The sequence below is a fragment of the Streptomyces sp. NPDC046203 genome (assembly GCF_040646255.1).
Lineage (GTDB): Bacteria > Actinomycetota > Actinomycetes > Streptomycetales > Streptomycetaceae > Streptomyces.
Genome location: NZ_JBEYZX010000050.1, coordinates 16,011 through 34,451 on the forward strand (window position 1 = coordinate 16,011; position 18,441 = coordinate 34,451).

At 73.2% G+C, this 18,441-nt stretch carries 13 protein-coding genes, 3 tRNA genes and 1 riboswitch; of the genes, 6 read left to right on the top strand and 10 right to left on the bottom strand.

Translation table 11 applies throughout. From position 1 onward, the window contains the following. Positions 1–428 precede the first annotated feature (428 nt). From ABZ990_RS26465 to ABZ990_RS26485, 5 genes are all read left to right on the top strand, one after another. Positions 429–1,934 (top strand): MFS transporter, encoded by a 1,506-nt coding sequence (locus ABZ990_RS26465; protein ID WP_361236498.1) that lies wholly within the window; start codon positions 429–431, stop codon positions 1,932–1,934. A gap of 207 nt (positions 1,935–2,141) precedes the next feature. Then, positions 2,142–3,365 carry an L-2-hydroxyglutarate oxidase gene (gene lhgO / locus ABZ990_RS26470; protein WP_361236501.1) on the top strand — a complete coding sequence of 408 codons (1,224 nt, stop codon included), beginning with the start codon at positions 2,142–2,144 and terminating at the stop codon, positions 3,363–3,365. Between the two features lie 194 nt (positions 3,366–3,559). Beyond that, positions 3,560–4,357: a tRNA (guanosine(46)-N7)-methyltransferase TrmB gene (gene trmB, locus ABZ990_RS26475; protein WP_361236504.1), complete on the top strand. Its 798-nt coding sequence runs from the start codon at positions 3,560–3,562 to the stop codon at positions 4,355–4,357. A 183-nt stretch (positions 4,358–4,540) separates the two neighbouring features. Continuing rightward, complete coding sequence (locus ABZ990_RS26480) at positions 4,541–5,854, top strand: PrsW family intramembrane metalloprotease (RefSeq protein WP_361236555.1); 1,314 nt, start codon at positions 4,541–4,543, stop codon at positions 5,852–5,854. 148 nt (positions 5,855–6,002) lie between these two features. Continuing rightward, positions 6,003–6,902 carry a hypothetical protein gene (locus tag ABZ990_RS26485; RefSeq protein ID WP_361236507.1) on the top strand — a complete coding sequence of 300 codons (900 nt, stop codon included), beginning with the start codon at positions 6,003–6,005 and terminating at the stop codon, positions 6,900–6,902. Positions 6,903–7,035: 133 nt separating this feature from the next. Here ABZ990_RS26485 and ABZ990_RS26490 read toward each other — a convergent pair whose 3' ends face one another. The 8 genes from ABZ990_RS26490 to ABZ990_RS26525 form a co-directional block, all read right to left on the bottom strand. Further along, positions 7,036–7,980 (bottom strand): aldo/keto reductase, encoded by a 945-nt coding sequence (locus tag ABZ990_RS26490; RefSeq protein WP_361236510.1) that lies wholly within the window; start codon positions 7,978–7,980, stop codon positions 7,036–7,038. A gap of 181 nt (positions 7,981–8,161) precedes the next feature. Beyond that, the gene (locus ABZ990_RS26495) at positions 8,162–9,232 is read right to left on the bottom strand and encodes a M23 family metallopeptidase (RefSeq protein WP_361236558.1); all 1,071 of its coding nucleotides are present in this window, start codon (positions 9,230–9,232) and stop codon (positions 8,162–8,164) included. A 215-nt stretch (positions 9,233–9,447) separates the two neighbouring features. Next, positions 9,448–9,594: riboswitch (cyclic di-AMP (ydaO/yuaA leader) on the bottom strand. Positions 9,595–9,795: 201 nt separating this feature from the next. After that, positions 9,796–11,022, bottom strand: coding sequence for a PP2C family protein-serine/threonine phosphatase (locus tag ABZ990_RS26500; RefSeq protein ID WP_361236561.1), 1,227 nt, complete (start codon positions 11,020–11,022; stop codon positions 9,796–9,798). Positions 11,023–11,249: 227 nt separating this feature from the next. Next, positions 11,250–12,635 (bottom strand): MFS transporter, encoded by a 1,386-nt coding sequence (locus ABZ990_RS26505; protein ID WP_361236513.1) that lies wholly within the window; start codon positions 12,633–12,635, stop codon positions 11,250–11,252. Beyond that, positions 12,632–13,765, bottom strand: a complete 1,134-nt coding sequence (locus ABZ990_RS26510; RefSeq protein WP_361236516.1) for a PLP-dependent cysteine synthase family protein — start codon at positions 13,763–13,765, stop codon at positions 12,632–12,634. Before ABZ990_RS26510 ends, ABZ990_RS26505 begins: the two co-directional genes overlap by 4 nt. Positions 13,766–13,980: 215 nt before the next feature. Continuing rightward, positions 13,981–14,397, bottom strand: a complete 417-nt coding sequence (locus ABZ990_RS26515; protein WP_361236519.1) for a hypothetical protein — start codon at positions 14,395–14,397, stop codon at positions 13,981–13,983. A 240-nt stretch (positions 14,398–14,637) separates the two neighbouring features. Further along, a tRNA-Met gene (locus ABZ990_RS26520) sits at positions 14,638–14,711 on the bottom strand. Between the two features lie 113 nt (positions 14,712–14,824). After that, a tRNA-Met gene (locus ABZ990_RS26525) sits at positions 14,825–14,898 on the bottom strand. A 64-nt stretch (positions 14,899–14,962) separates the two neighbouring features. Between ABZ990_RS26525 and ABZ990_RS26530 the strand changes: the two genes are divergently transcribed. Continuing rightward, positions 14,963–15,136: a hypothetical protein gene (locus ABZ990_RS26530; protein WP_361236522.1), complete on the top strand. Its 174-nt coding sequence runs from the start codon at positions 14,963–14,965 to the stop codon at positions 15,134–15,136. A gap of 304 nt (positions 15,137–15,440) precedes the next feature. Here ABZ990_RS26530 and ABZ990_RS26535 read toward each other — a convergent pair. Both ABZ990_RS26535 and ABZ990_RS26540 read right to left on the bottom strand, forming a co-directional pair. Continuing rightward, positions 15,441–15,516, bottom strand: a tRNA-Lys gene (locus ABZ990_RS26535). 306 nt (positions 15,517–15,822) lie between these two features. After that, positions 15,823–18,147: a FlgD immunoglobulin-like domain containing protein gene (locus tag ABZ990_RS26540; protein ID WP_361236525.1), complete on the bottom strand. Its 2,325-nt coding sequence runs from the start codon at positions 18,145–18,147 to the stop codon at positions 15,823–15,825. Positions 18,148–18,441 lie beyond the last annotated feature (294 nt).

Genomic DNA, 18,441 nt, shown 5'->3' on the forward strand with positions numbered 1-18,441 from the left:
GGTACGGCGACTTTCGGCCATTCTCGGTCGGGGCGCACAACCCCAAGGCACCGGAAACGGTACGGCGGTCCGGGAGGCGGTCGCCTCCCGGAGCCGTCCGCCACCCCGCGGGGAGTGGGGCGGCGGTGTCCCCCAGCCCACCGTCCGGGACATCGGTCCTCGGCCATGCGGGCCGACCCACGCAGCACTCATGGAAGCGCTCCCGCCCGACACGGGACGAGAGCGCACGGGCGGGCGCACGGCCACACGGCGGGGGCACGCGCGCGCGTCGAGGAGACCGCCGGTCATTCCATCCCACAACAATCTCGCCATACGGCACACCGCCCCTTAACGGTCGGGATCCGGCGAACTACGCTGTGCTAACGAATGCCGCACGCCTATGCCCGGCGTCGTGGCGGCTTCTGGGTGTCGTGTCGAGGGGTGGCGTCATGTCCAGGGAGCAACGCGGGCCGAACGAAAAGCTCGGCACGGTTCTCGCCCTCGCGGGAATCAGCAATGCCGGGCTCGCCCGGCGCGTCAACGACCTCGGTGCGCAACGGGGGTTGACGCTTCGTTACGACAAGACGTCGGTGGCCCGGTGGGTGTCCAAGGGCATGGTGCCGCAGGGCGCCGCCCCGCACCTGATCGCCGCCGCCATCGGCCAGAAACTCGGCCGGCCGGTGCCGCTGCACGAGATCGGCCTCGCCGACGCCGACCCGGCGCCCGAGGTGGGCCTCGCCTTCCCGCGCGACGTCGGGGCCGCGGTCCGCTCGGCCACCGAGCTGTACCGGCTGGACAGCGTCGGCCGGCGGGGCGGGGTCGGGATCTGGCAGTCGCTCGCCGGCTCGTTCTCGGTCAGCGCCTACGCGACGCCCGCGCAGCGCTGGCTCATCACGCCCGCCGACCCTTCGGTGGAACGGCTCCTGACGCGTCCGGCCCCCGGTCCGCTCGCCCTGCCCGGCCCGGGACCGGCCCCGGCCGTCCCCCCGATCGCCGGCGGTCCCGGCGGCGCGGGCGTCGCCGAGAACGGCGAGCACGCGCGCGTGGGCCACAGCGACGTCGCCAAACTCCGCGAGGCGGCCGAGGACGCCCGCCGCTGGGACTCCAAGTACGGCGGCGGCGACTGGCGTTCCTCGATGGTCCCCGAATGCCTGCGGGTCGACGCCGCGCCGCTGCTGCTCGGCTCCTACTCGGACGAGGTGGGCCGCGCCCTGTTCGGCGCGACCGCCGAACTGACCCGGCTCGCCGGCTGGATGGCCTTCGACACCGGCCAGCAGGAGGCCGCCCAGCGCTACTACATCCAGGCGCTGCGGCTCGCCCGCGCCGCCGCCGACGTCCCGCTCGGCGGCTATGTCCTGGCCTCCATGTCGCTCCAGGCGACCTACCGGGGCTTCGCCGACGAGGGCGTCGACCTCGCCCAGGCGGCCCTCGAACGCAACCGGGGCCTGGCCACCGCCCGCACCATGTCCTTCTTCCGGCTCGTCGAGGCCCGGGCGCACGCCAAGGCCGGCGACCAGGGCGCCGCGACCGGCGCGCTCAAGTCCGCCGAGGGGTGGCTGGAGCGCTCGCGGGAGGGCGACGGCGATCCGACCTGGCTCGGCTTCTACTCGTACGACCGCTTCTGCGCCGACGCCGCCGAGTGCTACCGCGATCTGAAGCTGCCGCAGGAAATGCGCCGCTTCACCGCGCAGGCGCTGTCCCGGCCCACCGAGGAGTACGTGCGCTCGCACGGGCTGCGGCTCGTGGTCTCGGCGGTGGCCGAGCTGGAGTCCGGCAACCTGGACGCGGCCTGTGCCGCCGGTACGCGCGCGGTGGAGGTCGCGGGGCGGATCTCGTCGGCCCGGACCACCGAGTACGTACGGGATCTGCTGCACCGCCTCGAACCGTACGGGCACGAGCCGCGCGTCATGGAGCTGCGCGAGCGGGCGCGGCCGCTGCTCGTGACACCGGCGTGAGCGGAAGCGGCACGGGCGGAACCGTCATGGGTGGCGGGTCCGGCGTGAGTGGAACCGGCCGGTCCGGGTCCGGCCGGACCGGGCGCGGGGGCGCGGACGCGGTGTCGTGGGCATGACGGCGGGTCCGGGCGCGGCCTCGCGCGGCCGGCGTGACACACGTCCCATGGAACGAACGGTTTGGCCCGGGTGTCAGTGGGCCAGTGCAGTATGCAGGGGTGGGAGGTGGCGCTGGTGTCCGAATCGGACCGCTTTGACTGTGACGTGCTCGTGATCGGCGGCGGAATCGTCGGCCTGTCGACCGCGTACGCGATCAGCCGCGCGGCTCCCGGCACCCGGGTCACCGTCCTGGAGAAGGAACACGCCCCGGCCCGCCACCAGACCGGCCGCAACAGCGGCGTGATCCACAGCGGCATCTACTACCGCCCCGGCTCGCTCAAGGCCCGGTTCGCGGTCGAGGGCGCCGCCGAGATGGTCAAGTTCTGCGCGGAACACGGAATTCCGTACGAGGTCACGGGCAAGCTGATCGTCGCCACCGCGCGCGAGGAGCTGCCCCGGCTGCACGCGCTCGTCCAGCGCGGCCGGGAGAACGGGATCCCGGTACGCGAGCTGGGGCCGGCCCAGATCAGCGAGTACGAGCCGCGAGTGCGGGGCCTGGCCGCGATCCATGTCGGCACCACCGGGATCACCGACTACGGCGCGGTGGCGGCCCGGCTCGCCGAGGAGTCCGGGGCCCGTATCGGCTACGGCTCGGCGGTCACCGCGATCGACCGGCGGCCCTGGGGCGTCGCGGTGCGCACGGCCGCCGGACGCGTGGTGCGCGCGCGGGTCCTGGTGAACTGCGCGGGCCTCCACAGCGACCGGGTGGCCCGGCTCACGGGCGACGACCCGGGGATGCGGATCATCCCCTTCCGGGGGGAGTACTACGAGCTGACCGACCCGTCCCTGGTGCGCGGCCTGGTCTATCCCGTCCCCGACCCCGCCTTCCCGTTCCTCGGCGTCCATCTCACCCGGGGCATCGACGGCGGTGTCCACGTCGGACCGAACGCGGTCCCGGCGCTCGCCCGCGAGGGATACGGCTGGCCGGTCGTCCGCCCGCGCGACCTGGCCGACACCCTCGCCTGGCCCGGCACCCGGGCGATGGCCCGCGCGCACTGGCGCTACGGGGTGGGCGAGCTGCACCGCTCGCTGTCCAAGCACGCCTTCACCGAGGCGGTGCGGCGGATGCTGCCGGTCGTGGAGGAGCGCGACCTGCGGCGAGCGACGCCGGGGGTGCGGGCGCAGGCGGTGCTGAAGGACGGGACGCTGGTGGACGACTTCCTCATCCGCGAGACCGCGCGGGCGGTGCACGTCCTCAACGCGCCCTCGCCGGCGGCGACGGCGTCCCTGCCGATCGGCCGCGAGGTGGCGGGCCGGGCGCTGGCGCAGCTGTAGCGAGGGGCGCGGGGCCGGGGCCGGGGGCCCGGGCGGTCGTGGCGAGTGGCACGGAGCCTTGGCAGTGACGGCGGTGACGGCGGTGGCGGCAGCCACGGCCGTCGTGGCGGTGCGAGGGCGCCCGGTTCCCCGCCCGCCGTCGCTCTCTTCGGGCCCGCGACGACCGCGCGGTGCGCCGTAGAATCGAAAGCATTGTGTCTGAGCAGCCAGAGAACACCCCGCACGCCGCACCGGCGGCCCCCGCCCAGCAGCCCGCGCAGCGGGGCAGCCGACGGTTCGCGCCGGGCGAGGGACCCTCGCCCGACCCGGCGGGCTCGCACCACGAGCGCCGGATCCGCAGCTTCCAGCCGCGCCGCAGCCGCGTCACCACCAGCCAGGAAGAGGCGCTGCTGAAGCGCTGGCCGGACTGGGGCATCGACATCGACGGCGCCCGCGTCCTCGACCTGGACGAGATGTTCGGCGGTCTGCCGGTCGTCCTGGAGATCGGCTTCGGCATGGGCGAGGCCACCGCGCAGATGGCCGCCGCCGACCCCGGCACCGGCATCCTCGCCGTGGACGTGCACACCCCCGGCCAGGGCAATCTGCTCGGGCTCGCCGACCGCAACGGGCTCACCAACGTCCGGGTCGCCAACGGCGACGCGATCATCCTGCTGCGCGAGATGATCTCGCCCGAGTCGCTGGCCGGCTGCCGGATCTACTTCCCGGACCCCTGGCCGAAGGCCCGCCACCACAAGCGGCGGCTGATCCAGCCCGAGTTCCTCACGCTGCTCGCGCCGCGCCTGGCGAAGGGCGGGCTGCTGCACTGCGCCACGGACTGGGAGCCGTACGCGGAGCAGATGCTGGAAGTGCTGACCGCGCACCCCGACTTCGAGAACTCCCAGGCCGACGGCGGCTACGCGCCCCGGCCCGGCTTCCGGCCGCTGACCCGCTTCGAGGGGCAGGGACTGGACAAGGGACACGTCGTCCACGACCTGCTTTTCCACAGGGTGTGAGCCCCTGGGTGGGGGACGAGACACCTCCCACCGGGTTTTCCACAGGCCGAAAGAACCCTCTCGACTACTGTCGGTGACGCTGGCTACTGTCGTCGGGTGTCCTCGAACCCGATCACCGGATCCGCGCCCGCGCCCTTCGGCGCGGCCGGCGGCACAGCCGCCCCGCCGGCCCACCCGCCGGGCCTGACCGCGCCTTCCCCCGTTCCCACGCGGGAAGGCGAACAGCCGGACTTCGGCGCCGTGCCGCCGCGCGCCAAGTGGCGCTACAAACCCCGCCGGGCCTTCTGGCGCAGCCGGCTGGTCCGGGGCATCGCCGTGATCACCGTGCTGGCGCTGTGCGGCCTGGTGATCCTCGCGCTGGTGCGGGAGGAGACCGGCACCGAGGGCTTCCTCGTCGGCCTCGGGCTCGCCGTCCTGCCGGTGCCCCTGCTGCTGTCGGCGTTCCGCTGGCTCGACCGGGTCGAGCCGGCCCCCTGGAAGAACCTGCTGTTCGCGCTCGCCTGGGGCGCGTTCGCGTCCACGCTGATCGCGATCTTCGCCAACTCCTTCGCCGTGGAGTGGATATCGAGCGCCACCGCCGACCGTGACTCGGCGGACGCCCTCGGCGCGACCGCCGTCGCCCCGTTCGTGGAGGAGACCGCGAAGGGAGCCGCCGTCCTGCTGCTCTTCCTCTTCCGCCGCAGGGACTTCAACGGCCCGGTCGACGGCCTCGTCTACGCCGGTTTCACCGCCACCGGCTTCGCCTTCACCGAGAACATCCTCTACCTCGGCAACGCCTTCGGCGAGGACCAGGAGATCGGCGGGACGGGCGTCGGGGCGGTCACCGTGGGCACGTTCGTCGTGCGGGTCGTCCTGTCCCCGTTCGCCCATCCGCTGTTCACCTCGCTCACCGGCCTCGGGCTCGGCTTCGCCGCCCTGCTCCCGGCCACCGCCAAGGCCCGCCGGGTCCGCATGACGCTGCTGCCGCTCGGCGGGCTGCTCCTCGCGATGGGCCTGCACGCGCTGTGGAACGGCTCGGCGACCTTCCACCCGATGGCGTTCCTGCTGGTCTACGGCATGTTCATGGTGCCGGTGTTCGCCCTGTTGGTCTGGCTGGCGATATGGAACAGGCAGCGGGAGCTGCGCACCATATCCGCCGAGCTCCCGGCGTACGCGGCGGCGGGCTGGCTCGCGCCCGACGAACCGCTCGCGCTCTCCTCGATGCGGGCCCGTTCGATGGCCCGCGCGTTCGCCGCCCGGGGCCGCGGCAAACCGGCGGCGCAGGCCGTCGGCGAGTACGAGGCGTTCGCCACGACCCTGGCGTTCCTGCGTCACCGGGCCCGGCGTGGCCAGGCCGTACCCGACTTCGCGGCCCGCGAGCAGGAGCTGCTGCACCATCTGTGGCAGCGCCGGCCGCTCGCCTCGCCCGCGCTGTCGTACGCGGCCCGGGCCACCGGCCGCGTCTGGACGCCGCCGCAGTACCTGGACTACGGCGGCTACAACCCGTACCGCAGCTGAGGACGCCGCTGGATATTCGTCCTGGTCCGGCCGATGCAGACCTCTTGTCTGAAGATCATCCTGGGCTGAAGACTGCGGGGGCAGCCGGGAGGGGGCCGTCTCAGGGGGAGGCGGGGAGTTCCGGCGCGGGGACGCGAGGGGGACTCCGGTGGCCGTGGGGAACGCGCAGGATCCGGTGGACGGCGACGGGCCCGTCCGGTGGCGGCCCGGGAGCGGTCCGTACGGCGGGGGCCTGGCGCGGTTCGCCGGGGTGGGCGCGCTCGTGCTGGGGCTGCTGCTCGGGGTGGTGTCCTTCGACAGCTTCGTCCACCGCATACCGGGTGCGGTGTCGTGGAACGCGGACTACCGGGCCGCCGAGCCGTGTCCCGTCACCGCCGGCGCACGATCGGCCGCCGAGACCGCCGACATCAACGACGCCGACACCGCCGGACCGGAGGGCTGTCTGCGGGCGGTCGCGTTCACGGTGGCCGGCATCGTGGTCGACCGGACTCCCCGAAGCCGCCGCTACCAGGCATCGCTGAACAGTCCCGTCCTGCGGCCCACGGTGAGCTTCGCGGATCCTGGCCCTCTACTGGAACGGCTGCGGCCGGGGGACCGGGTCGCCGGGACGCTCTGGCGCGGGAGGGTCGTGGCGCTCGCCACCGACGAGGCCCGGCAGGCCACCCTCGACGAGCCGCGCGACGAGACCCGGACGAGTACGGGCATCGCCACCGGCCTGGGCCTGCTCGCGATCCTGTCGCTGCGCTTCGGTCTGCGGTGGTTCCGTTCCCGCCCGGACCACCACCTTCCTCACCGCCCTCACCACGATCGCCACGCCCACCCCTTCGACCACCGGCCGGCGGCCCTGGTGAGGACCGCCGTGCTCACGGGCCTGGCCGTGTTCCTCGGCTGCCTCGCCCTGGGCGCCGTGGCGCAGGTGCTGGAGCTGTCGCGCTGGATCGTGCCCGCCCTCGCCGTACCGGCCACGCTGCTCCCGGTCCGGCTGGCGGGCCGGATCCGACGGGAACCGGGGGCCGGACCTGGCTCTCCGGTACCCACCGGCTTCTGAACGAGCCGAAGGGGACGGCGGGGCGACGGGGCAAGAGGCGCGGGCGGGGCAGGGCGGGCCATCGGCCCCGTACCGGAGCGGGTTCCGTCCCCGTTCAGGCCCGGCCCCGCCCCCGGAACGGCTCGGGCGAAACTCAGGCGGACGCGGCCGTCAGCGTGCTCAGTTCCTCGTCCGTCAGCTTCAGTTCGGTGGACGCGAGAAGCGCCGGGAGCTGCTCGACCGTACGGGCCGAGGCGATCGGGGCGACCACGGTCGGCCGGGAGGCCAGCCAGGCCAGGGCCACGGAGGCGACCTCGGCGTCATGGGCCTCGGCGACCTTGTCGAGGGCCGCGAGCACCCGCTGTCCGCGTTCCGTCCCGAGCAGTTCGAGCGGCCGCTGGGAGCGGGCGCTGTCGACGGTGCGGCCCGGCCGGTACTTGCCGGTGAGGAAGCCCGACGCGAGCCCGAAGTACGGCACGGCCGCGAGTCCGGCGGCCTCGGCGGTGTCCTGGAGCGGTCCCTCGTAGGTGTCGCGGGAGACCAGGTTGTAGTGCGGCTGGAGGGCGACGTACCGGGTGAGGTTCTCGGCCTCGGCGAAGTCGAGGGAGGCGCGCAGCCGTTCCGCCGAGATGTTGGAGGCGGCGACGGCCCGGACCTTGCCCTCCTTCACCAGCGCGTCGAGGGCGGTGACGATCTCCTCGACCGGCACGGACTCGTCGTCGAAGTGCGTGTAGTAGAGGTCGATGTAGTCGGTGCCGAGACGGCGCAGGGACTGCTCGGCGGCGGCCTTGATCGTCTCCGCCCGGAGCCCCTTGTAGTCGGCGTGGGAGCCGACCTTGGTGGCGACGAGGATGTCGGAACGGTTGCCGCGCGAGGCCAGCCAGTGGCCGATGACGGTCTCGGACTCGCCGCCCTCGTGGCCCTCGACCCACTGCGAGTAGACGTCGGCGGTGTCGACGAAGTTGCCGCCCGCGGCGGCGTAGGCGTCGAGGACGGCGAAGGAGCCCTCCTCGTCGGCGGTCCAGCCGAAGACGTTGCCCCCGAGGGAGAGCGGGAAGACGTGCAGATCGGAAGTGCCCAGTCGGCGAAGGGAAGTCATGGGTCGATCTTCCCTCCGCGCGTCCGGGCCCGCACCGTTTCCACGCCCGCCTCTTCGGCCCCTGTCACACCGACGGACGGGGGCCGGGCGGGCCGAAAGGTGCGCAGGCGCGCAGGGGCGTGGGCCGAAGAAGCCCGAGGGATCCGGGCGGCCCGGGGAACCCCGGGGAGCCTCGGGAAGGTCAGATGGTCAGGCCCTTGGAGCGGAGCCAGGACGCCGGGTCGAGGCGGGAGCCGTCCCCGGTGTGGACCTCCAGGTGGAGGTGCGGGCCGGTCACGTTGCCGGTGGCACCGACCCGGCCGATGGTCTCGCCGGTGCCGACGGACTGCCCGACGCCCGCGGTCATCGAGGACAGGTGGCAGTACCAGATCTCGGTACCGTCCTCGAGTTCGAGGACGATGCGGTAGCCGTACGCGCCGGACCAGGCGGCCGACTTGACGGTGCCGCCGTGCACGGCCTTGACCGGCGTACCGGTGGGCGCGGCGAAGTCCAGACCGGTGTGATAGCCGGAGGACCACATCGAACCGGGCACGCCGTAGGTGGAGGTCAGCACGTACGACGAGGTCGGCAGCGCGAAGCTGGCGGCGAGCTTGGCCAGACGCTCGGCCTCCGCCTTCGCCGCGGCCTTCGCCTTGGCTTCCGCCTCGGCCTTCTTCTTCGCCTCGGCGGCGGCCTTCTCGGCCGCGTCGGCCTTGGCACCGGCTTCGGCGGCGGCCTTCTCCGCCGCCGCCGTCTCCGCCGCGGCCTTCTCGGCGGCGTCGGCGGCCGCGTGCTGCTGCTCGGCCTGCTGGAGGATACGGGCGCGCAGCGCCTCGCCCGCGTCGGCCGCGGTCTGCGTCTGCGGCTGAGCACCGGCCTCGGCGGCACCGGCGGGGGCGGCCTCGTCGGCGGGGGTGGTGTACGTGAGCGCGGTGAGCGGCTGGGTGTTGGCGTTGCCCGCGACGATGCCGGAGTCGTCCTTCTTCGCGCCACCGTTCATCAGCCGTCCGACGCCCGGGAGTTCGGACACGTCGGGCAGCTTGACGTCCGGGAGGCCGACGTCCGGCAGGGCTATGGAGACCGGCGGCTTCTGCTGCGCGGAGGCCAGACCGCCGGCGCCGACGGCGGCGATCACACCGACGCCGAGGACGGTGGAGGAGCGGGCGAAGTTGGAACGCTTGGCGACGCGGTGCCGGCCGCCGGAACGGCTCTGGGCCCGCAGGGAGTCCTCGGTGGGGTTCCACTCCTCGGCCGTCCCGGTCACCCCGGTCACCCCGGTCGTGCTCTCGGTCCCGTCGGGACCGTCGTAGGCGCCGTACGAGCCGTTCGGTTCGTACGCGCCATTCGGTTCGTACGAGTTGTTCGGGTCGTACGCGCCGTTCAGGTCGTACGAGTCGCTCGGGTCGTACGAAACATTCGGGTCGTACGGGCCGTACGGGGAGAAGGGGGCTTGCGGAGTGGGGGGGTTGGACGCCACGGAGGCGCTCTCCTTTCCTTCCTTCTCGCCTACCGGGTTAGCTGACGGGTTCGGAGCAGGAAGGTCTCCTACGGACGAGCCGCACGGGTGCGGCGGGGCCCGATTCACCCCATGTGGTGGTTCCCCGGTTCCCTGACGGGATTCGGCGCGTGCGCACGGTGCCGCCTCTTGCGACGGCTGGGACGACCGCGCTGCGTTATCGAACGTTAATAGACGCGGGTGAGGGATTCCAAGCCGTCCCCTGTGATCATTCATTGAAATGGGAGGGAATAGCCCGAGTTGAGGCCTCTTCAGAAAGGTTTCAGCGAACACCTGGCATATGACGGTGCCTCAGTCGTTACCTGAGGGAGATCTCTCGACTACGCCCTGTCATCACCCTGGTCGCCCTCGCCGACCTCCGGTCGACCGGCCCCAGGCAGACCGCCCGCCCCGCGCACCGCATCCGCCTCATGCGTCTCATGCGTCTTCGGGCCGTCCGCCGGCACCACCGGCATCGTCCGCCGCCGCACCGGCTCCCCCACCCCGGGCCGGGCCACCGCGAGCAGCGCCATGTCGTCCGTCGTCCCGCCGCCCGTGTGCCGGCGGACGTCCGCCACCAGGGCGTCGAGGAGTTCCTCCGGCCCCGGGAAGATCCGTCCCGCGAGCCGCTCCGCCGGATCGTAGAAGACCCCGTGCGCGTCCCGCGCCTCCGACAGCCCGTCCGTGTAGAACAGCAGCGTCGCGCCCGGCGGATACGGCGTCTCGTCGGCCCGGTCCGGCCACGCGGCCACGTCCCCCAGCCCCAGCGGCAGCGCCGGCACGCTCGGCCGCAGCGGCAGCAGCGCCCCGTCGGCGTACAGCAGCAGCGGCTCGGGATGCCCCCGGTTGATCACCCGGACGAGCCCGGCGCATTCCCCGGGCCCGCGCGGCCTCGCCGGGTCCGCCGGCGCGCCGGGGAACTCCGCGAGGACGGCCGTCGTGAAGCCTTCGAACACGTCGAGGTCGTCGCGCCGTTCGCCCTCCCGGGCCAGCGCCCGTTCGAGCCGCGCCGCGACCCCCGCCAGCGTCGCCTCCTGCTCGGCCGCCTCCCGGAACGCGCCGATGACGACCGCCACCGCCTCCACCGCGTCCATCCCCTTGCCCCGTACGTCACCGACCACCACCCGTACCCCGTGCGGGGTGCCCTGGACCGCGAACAGATCGCCGCCGATGAACGCGCCCGCCTGCGCCGCCTCGTACCGGGCCGCGATCCGCAGCCCGCGGATCCGGTCCTCCGGTTCGGGCAGCACCGCCCGTTGCGCCGCCTCCGCGACCACCCGGGCCGAGGCCAGTCGCTCGCCGCTGCGCTGGATCACCCGGTTGATCAGCACCGCGAGGGCGGAGACCGTGGCGACGGTGAGCGTCTCCGTGAGCGAGACGACGCTGTTCGTCTGCTTGTGGAAGAAGAGCAGACCCGTACTGGCCATGACGGCGGCGATACCGGTCAGCAGGGTGGTGCGGGTCGAGAAGAACGGGGCGGCGATCAGCGGCGCCGCGGGGAGGAGCGGCGCCGCCGTGTACATGGGCGGGGTCAGGACGTCATATGCCACGCCGCCCGCGATCACCAGCGCCGGAAGCGCCCGCAGAAAGCGCCGGGCACCGCGGTACGGGCCTCGGTACGGACCGTCGTACGAGCCGGAGCCGCCGCCGTTCCCCCGGCGCCGACCCCCACCGCGGCCTCCGCCCCGGTCCCGGTTTCGCCCGCGCCGCACCGCCGCTCGCGCCACCTGTGCTCCTCGTCCTCCCTGGGTTCCGGGGCTTCCCGCACTCCTCGTGCTCCCTCCCCAGGGTGCGGTCAGGCGGTGGCGTCCGGCGACTCCTCTTCCGCCGTCCGGCGTACCGCCGGATCCGGGCCCGCGACCGTGGTCGCGGCCGGATCCGGGGCCGGGTCCGTGACCGCCTCCGCCTCCGCGTCCCTGTCCGCGCCGGCGTCCACGCCTGCCTCCCCGTCCGTGGCGGCGGCGGTCGCGGTGGTCAACCGTCCGCCGCGCGCGAGCGCCGCCATCGCCGCCGCACACCCGAGGCCGACCGCGCACAGCACCAGCCAGGGCGCCGCCGACCAGCCGGTCGCGTCAAGGAGGACACCCATCCCCAGATTCCCCAGGGTGATACCGATCCCGCAGACGGTGTTGTAGAGCCCGTAGTGGGTGGCCACCCAGCGGCCCCTGGACAGCGCGACGACGGTGTCCATCTCGTACGGGTAGAGCACGGCGTTCGCCACCGCCAGCACCGCCGCGCACAGCAGCAGCCCCGCCAGGGCCCGGCCCAGCGCCGCCGGCAGGAGGAACGCCACCCCCATCAGGGCGAGCCCGAGCACCAGACACCGCTCGCGGGTCAGCCGCGCTCCGCACCAGGCGGTGATCCGCAGCTGCCCGGCCAGCGCCACCAGCGCCGACACCACGAACAGCGCGGTCGTCGCCGCCGTCCCCCCGGCGGCGAGCGGCAGCGCCAGGTAGACCTGGAACGACAGGACGTACGAACCGGTCATGGCCAGCGAGAACAGCCAGAACGTACGGTTCGCGAGCACCGTACGGAACTGCCCCCGCGCCCCGCCGTCCCCGTCCGCCGGGGTCGCCGCCGTCTTGTGCCGTACGGGCAGATGCCGCAGCTGTACAACGGTCAGCCCGGCGAACAGGACCGCCGCCACCACGCACGTCAGCCGGAACGACACCCCGGTGAGCGCCACCCCCACCAGCGGCCCGAGCAGGATGCCCGCCTGGTAGTACGTGTTGAACAGCGCGAACGCCGCCACCCGCCGCTCCCCCGCCTCGGCCGCGAGATACGCCCGCACCGCCGGGTTGAACAGCGCGCCCGCCAGGCCCGTCGCGAGCGAGGCGGCGATCAGCGCCGGCAGCGACTGCGCGAAGGCGAGCGCGCCGAAGCCGGCCGTCCGCAGCGCGCACCCGGCGACGATCAGCGGCTTGAAGCCGAGCCGGTCGGCGAGCGCGCCGCCGACCAGGAACATGCCCTGCTGGGAGAGGTTGCGCGCACCGAGCACCAGACCGACCGCCCAGGCCGCCATCCCGAGGCCGTCGGCGAGATGGGCGGCCAGGTACGGCATCAGCATGTAGAAGCCGAGATTGATGGTGAGCTGGTTGAGGAAGAGCAGCCGCACGGCCGGATCGAAGGTACGGCTCTGCTTCCAGATCCCGCCCCGGGAGGGGGCCGCCGCCGTGGTCATCGGGTCCGCTCCGTCCCGGGGCGCTCGGCGGAGCCCGGCCGTCGGACGGCGCCCGGGTCCGGGACCCGGGCCTGGCCTCGCGCCCGGTCCGGGTCCCGGACCCACGCCCGGTCCCGGTCCAGGTCCCGGCGGGTCCAGCCGTCGACTCGTACACCCTCGGCATATGCCATCGGTTCGTCGCGTACCGGACCGTCGAGCAGCCCGTGCAGGGCGCAGTACTCGTCGTTGAAGACCGTGTCGAAGTAGCGCTGCGGCCCGTCCGGGAAGACGGCGGCGATCCGGGTGCCGCGCGGCCGGGTGCGGGCCAGCCAGCCCGCGACGAGCGCGACCGCGCCCACGCTCCAGCCGCCCGTCGCGAACTGCCGGGCCGCGAGCCGCCGCGCGGACCGTACCGCCTCGGCCGGGGCGACCCAGTGGACCTCGTCGAAGGCGGGGTGGTCGACGTTGGCCGGGTGGATGGAGGAACCGAGGCCGCGCATCAGGCGCTCGCCGGCCGGGAGGCCGAAGACGGTGGAGTCGACGGAGTCGACGCCGACGAGTTCGAGGGCCGGGCTGGAACCGGCGCGCAGCGCGCGGGCGATGCCGGCCGAGTGGCCGCCGGTGCCGACCGCGCAGACCAGCACGTCGATCCGGTCGAGCTGCTCGGACAGTTCGGCGGCGAGTCCGGCGTACGCGCGCGGGTTGTCGGGGTTCCCGTACTGGTCGGGCCACCAGGCACCGGGCAGGGCGCGCAGCAGTTCGACGACCTTGTCCCGGCGGGCCTGCTGCCAGCCGCCGGACGGACCGGGCTCGGCCACGACATGGACCCGCGCGCCGTGGGCGGTGAGCATCCGCTCGACGATCGGTTCGAGGCCCGGGTCGGTGACGACATGGACCGGGTGGCCGTGCAGGACTCCGGCGAGCGCGAGACCGAGGCCCAGGGTGCCGGAGGTCGACTCGACGATCGGGGCGCCGGGCCGCAACTCCCCTCGGCGGCGGGCCTGCTCGACCATGTGGAGGGCGGCCCGGTCCTTGATGCCGCCGAAGTTGAAGCCTTCGAGCTTGGCCCAGTAGCCGTCGTCCATCCACAGGACGGGGGTGCGGCCGACGGTCTGCTCGGTGACGGAGAGAAGCGTGGCGGGGTGCGTCATGGGGTCTGCGTCCCTTGGGTGCGGGAGGGGGTGCGCGGGCGCGGGCATATGCCAAGACGGAGGCACCCGCGAGGCATATGCGGACACGGAGGCCGCTACCTGTGCCTGTGCCGTGGGCGTACGAGGGCGCGCCTGCGCGCGGAAGAGGGCCGGGAGGGGCGTACGCGGGCGCGCGGAGGCGAAGGCGCCGGGCGCGAGGGCGTACGCGAGCCGGCTCAGTTCCGGTTCACGCCCAGGGCGATGAGCAGTCTGCGGGACTCGGGACCGGGTCCGGCCCGGCCGTGGACGCAGCGCGTGTGCGGGGACTCGGGGAAGACCTCGTCGTACGGAACGAGGACGGCGCCCCCGAAGTCCGGCGCCGACAGCTGCGAACCGCCGGACTGCGCGGGCAGATGGGCGTCGAAGGAGCCCTTCTCCCCCGGCATCTCGCAGCCGTGCGAGGAGGCGGGCGCGGAGACGCTCTCGCCGGCGAGCCCGTTCAGGGCCAGTGCGTGCCCGTGGGCTCCATGACAGACCCCGGCGACGAGGGCGATCAGCGCGAACAGCAACAGCACGGCGGGCACGCGCCGCCCCGCCCGTACCGCCGCCCGCGCCACCGCGCGCACGCCGCCGACCCTCTCGCGCTCACTCATGGTGCGCGCGACGTTACGGGGAGCTCATGGGCGACGCAAAGGAGCGGGGCCGGTTTTGGCCACGGCGCATCCGGGGCGAGAGCGGGGCGCACGGGCACGACGTACACGCCGGACGGGACCCGACCCGAACCGCTCCGAACCACCTGGACCCGCCCGGTCCGGCCCGGGCGCCGCTTTCGGGACGCCGAACATGACGAAGGCCCGGATCGTGAGAAACGATCCGGGCCTTCGGCTACTAAGTAGCGGGGACAGGATTTGAACCTGCGACCTCTGGGTTATGAGCCCAGCGAGCTACCGAGCTGCTCCACCCCGCGTCGGTGAACACCACCTTACGGCATGTTCGGCCCGCCCCGGACACCCTTTTCGTGATCTCGAACACGACAAAGGCCCGGATCGTAAGAAACGATCCGGGCCTTCGGCTACTAAGTAGCGGGGACAGGATTTGAACCTGCGACCTCTGGGTTATGAGCCCAGCGAGCTACCGAGCTGCTCCACCCCGCGTCGGTGAACACAACCCTACGGCATGACCGACCCGGACACGAAATCCGTATCCGGGGAGGCGGCGGTGGCTCGTGTCACACACGCGACCCGCGATCCGTCGCCATGCCGTCGCGCCCCGGCCCGAGGGGTGGACGACGTACCGGCCGGCCTGATGCTCGTCACCATCGTGACGCCCTGGGCCGTCGGGATCGGGATCTTCTCGGACCGGGGCCGACTGACGGCACTCGACGTGCGCTGATCCCCCGTCCGTCTCCCCCACCCACCGTCTGCCTCCGCTACGGAACGAGGCCCGGCGCGCGGTCCGCGGCGCCCGAGGAGTCTGAAGTCATGGCGAGAGGACGCCATTTACCGCGCCACCGTTTCCTTGAATCCCGATCACCCCGGGCCGCCCCGGCTCACCCCGGGCCACCTCGGGCACTCTTCGGGCACTCTTCGGGCACGCAAACGCCCCGAAGGGCCGTCAGACGCGCTGTGGCCCGACCGGAAAATTCCGGTCGGGCCACAGAACACGCAGGTCACAGCGTTGCCAACAAGTCGGCGACTGGTAGGCCGTGTGGGACTCGAACCCACAACCAATGGATTAAAAGTCCACTGCTCTGCCAATTGAGCTAACGGCCCCTGGACTGGCGCGCCCATGCAGCATAGCCCGTGACCCTCCCCAAACCGATCGGGTATCGGCCCCGGCATCGCCATGGGCGTGCCGGGTCCGATGCCCGGGTCGGCTTCGTGCGGCGGGGCGTGCCGACGATGGTGGACTCCGCCGCGCTCACGCCCTGTTCGGACGGGAGCGGTCCGGCCCGCGCCTTGTTCGGACGGGAACGGTCACACCCGGACGGGACCCGTCACGGCGCGAGCGCCACCGAGCCACAGGCCCATCAGGCCGCACGCCCGCCGAGCCGCGAGCGCGCCCACCGCCCCCAGCCCCTAGCCGACCCGCAGCTCCCCGTGCTGCTCCAGGTCCGCGCCCGAGCCGTCCGCCGCCTTGGCCGTCAGCGTCCACGCGTAGGAACCGGCGGCGGCGTGCTGCCCCGCGTCGTCCTTGCCGTCCCAGGCGGCGGCGAGCATGCCCCGCGCCTCGCCCCCGGTCAGGGTGCGGACCGGCTGCTCGGTCGCCTTGTCCGTGACGGTCAGCGTCCAGGAGGCGGCGGGCTTGGAGAGCCACCAGCGCGGCTGCCAGGCGACGGTGTCACCGGACGCGGTCGCCGAGGCCGGCACGTCCGCGTCGATCCGGGCGAGCGGGGAGGCGGGGACCCCGAGGTCGGCGACGGTCAGATCACCGTCGCGGTTCGACTCGTACGCCAGCCGGCCGGTGGCCGTGTCGACCGCCCACACTCCTTGCTCGAAGTTGAAGTTGCTCGGGTGGTACGTGCCCTTCTGGACCGGCTGGGCGCCGCGGATGTCCGTCACGAAGAGGTCGGTGTCGGTCTTGACCACGTAGCCGTCGCCGAGGACGGAGTAGACGTCGTTGTACGACCGGTTGGTGTTGGTGTCGAGGTCGTAGATCCCGGAGTACCAGTTGTTGCCGATCGAGCACTCCCAGCCGAGCCAGTGCGCGGTCACCCGGACGTTCTCGGGGGCGCCGCAGCCCGCCTTGACGGTGACCGTGCGCTTCACCGTTCCCGTGCGGGCGTCGTAGCCGACGACGGTGCCCCCGGTGCCGGGGGACCAGACGGTGTCGCCGTACAGATCGAGGTACTCGCTCTTGTAACCGTTCACGGGCGTGGCGAGCTGCTCGCCGGTGTCCAGGTCGATGACGGCCGTCCGCGTCCGCCCGGTGCTCTTGAGGTCGCCGGCGCCGAGCGCGTACCGGCCGGACACGTCGGTGACCCGGAAGGTGGTGAACTCGTCGCTGATCGGGCGGCCCGTCGAGGCGCCCTTGTCCACCACGATCGCGGGGCTCGGGTCGACACCCCACGGCTGATTGATCACCATCCGGCCGTCCCCGGTGGTGAACGGCGCGTGGCAGGGCGAGCTGTCCGTGCAGTGGTCGAGTTCGAGGCCGAGGTCGCCCCGCAGCTCCGTCTCACCGGCCGCCAGGGGGCCGCTCACCGACACGGTGCGCGAGCGCACGGCGTTCGTCTCGTCGGGCATACGGTCGATGGAGGCGATCCGCCCGTGGTCGAAGGAGAGGGCCCGGGCCTTGGAGTTGAGCGGGGTGACGTCCGTCAGGGCGGTCAGCGCCGTGCCGTCCGCCGTCGCGGAGATCCGGGTCACGGCGAGCCGGTCCGCCGCCGCGCCGCCGACCACGAGCAGCCCGCCGTCCGTGGTCCGCAGCGCGTTCTCGCGTCCGTACGCGAGGAGTTCGGTCTCCTCGCCACCAGTCCGGGGGACGGAGACGACACGGTACGGCGCGGAGCCGCCCTTCCCGGACACGCGGGCGACGATCAGCCGCTCACCCACCACGCCGAGCAGCAGATCGCCCTCGTGGTAGGCCAGTTCGGTGCTCGCGGTCTCGCCGAGCGGACCCGAGACACCGGACGCCCCGGAGCCACCAGCCCCGCCCGCCGCGTCCTTCGCGTCCTTCGCGTCCTTCGCGTCCTTCGCGTAGAAGTGGACCGTGCCGTCCTTCGTCCACTCGGCGACCTCGGTCGCGGTGTGCACGGTCCCGGCGCTCGGCGCGGTGCTGTCGGGAGCGATCGGCCGGACCTTCGCGGTCGCGAGGTCGATCCAGACCGGGCGGCTCACCCCGCCCGCCGTGTAACCGGCCAGGATCCCCTGGGTGTCACCGGTGACGGCCTTCGCGGCGGGCTCGGCCCCGTCCGGCCAGCCGGTCACCACCGTGTCCTCGACCGGTGCCGAGGAGCTCGCGGACCGGAGCAGATGCCAGACGCGCGGGGCGTCCTCGTCGCTCTGGGTGGTGGTGAGGACCGTGGTGCCGAAGGCGCCGACGTACTGGTGCCCGCGCGGCAGCGTCACCGTCCGAGCGGTGTTCGCGGCCACGTTCAGCAGCCACACCTGGCCGCCGTCGCGGCTGAAATAGGCGAGGTAGTCGGAACCCGCGCCATAGGTGCCGTCGGCCTCGGGCCCCTCCGGGCCGGGGTTCAGCGGCTGCTCGGGCCCGGAGTACGGGGTCCAGAAGTGGCCGAGACCCTGCTCGTACCGCAGGAATCCGCTCTCACCGGCGGTGAGCGGGATCACCTGGCGCGGCTGGTCCGCGACGACCGCCGGGAACACGACATCGGTGTTCTCGGCGGCGGACGCGAGTGGTGCGAACGAGCCGAGACCGGCGATCAGAGTCGCCGCGGCCACGGCCGCTATGGAATGACGGACAACAGCGTTGCGAGGCACTCGGGTCCCTCCCCTGGAAAGCCAACGGGCATACGGAGAGCACGGGCGCGGCTCGCACACCACACCCCGGACCCGGCCTGACCTGGCCACACTGCCCCCCGGCAACCGGACCGTAGCAGTGGGTCACGGATCTTCCCCAGCGATTTTCGGCCTCGTCGGCAAAGGGCGGGAACCGGACACGAAGAGGGCCCTATCCGCGCACTTCTGTGCGGATAGGGCCCTCTTGAGGCGTTGCGGCCTTACGGCCTCACGTCA

Bases quoted from the DNA above. Each gene is read 5' to 3' on its own strand.
- ABZ990_RS26465 (WP_361236498.1), top strand. From the start codon at position 429: ATGTCCAGGGAGCAACGCGGGCCGAACGAAAAGCTCGGCACGGTTCTC.
- lhgO (WP_361236501.1), top strand. From the start codon at position 2,142: ATGCAGGGGTGGGAGGTGGCGCTGGTGTCCGAATCGGACCGCTTTGAC.
- ABZ990_RS26490 (WP_361236510.1), bottom strand. From the start codon at position 7,980: ATGACTTCCCTTCGCCGACTGGGCACTTCCGATCTGCACGTCTTCCCG.
- ABZ990_RS26505 (WP_361236513.1), bottom strand. From the start codon at position 12,635: ATGACCACGGCGGCGGCCCCCTCCCGGGGCGGGATCTGGAAGCAGAGC.
- ABZ990_RS26510 (WP_361236516.1), bottom strand. From the start codon at position 13,765: ATGACGCACCCCGCCACGCTTCTCTCCGTCACCGAGCAGACCGTCGGC.
- ABZ990_RS26515 (WP_361236519.1), bottom strand. From the start codon at position 14,397: ATGAGTGAGCGCGAGAGGGTCGGCGGCGTGCGCGCGGTGGCGCGGGCG.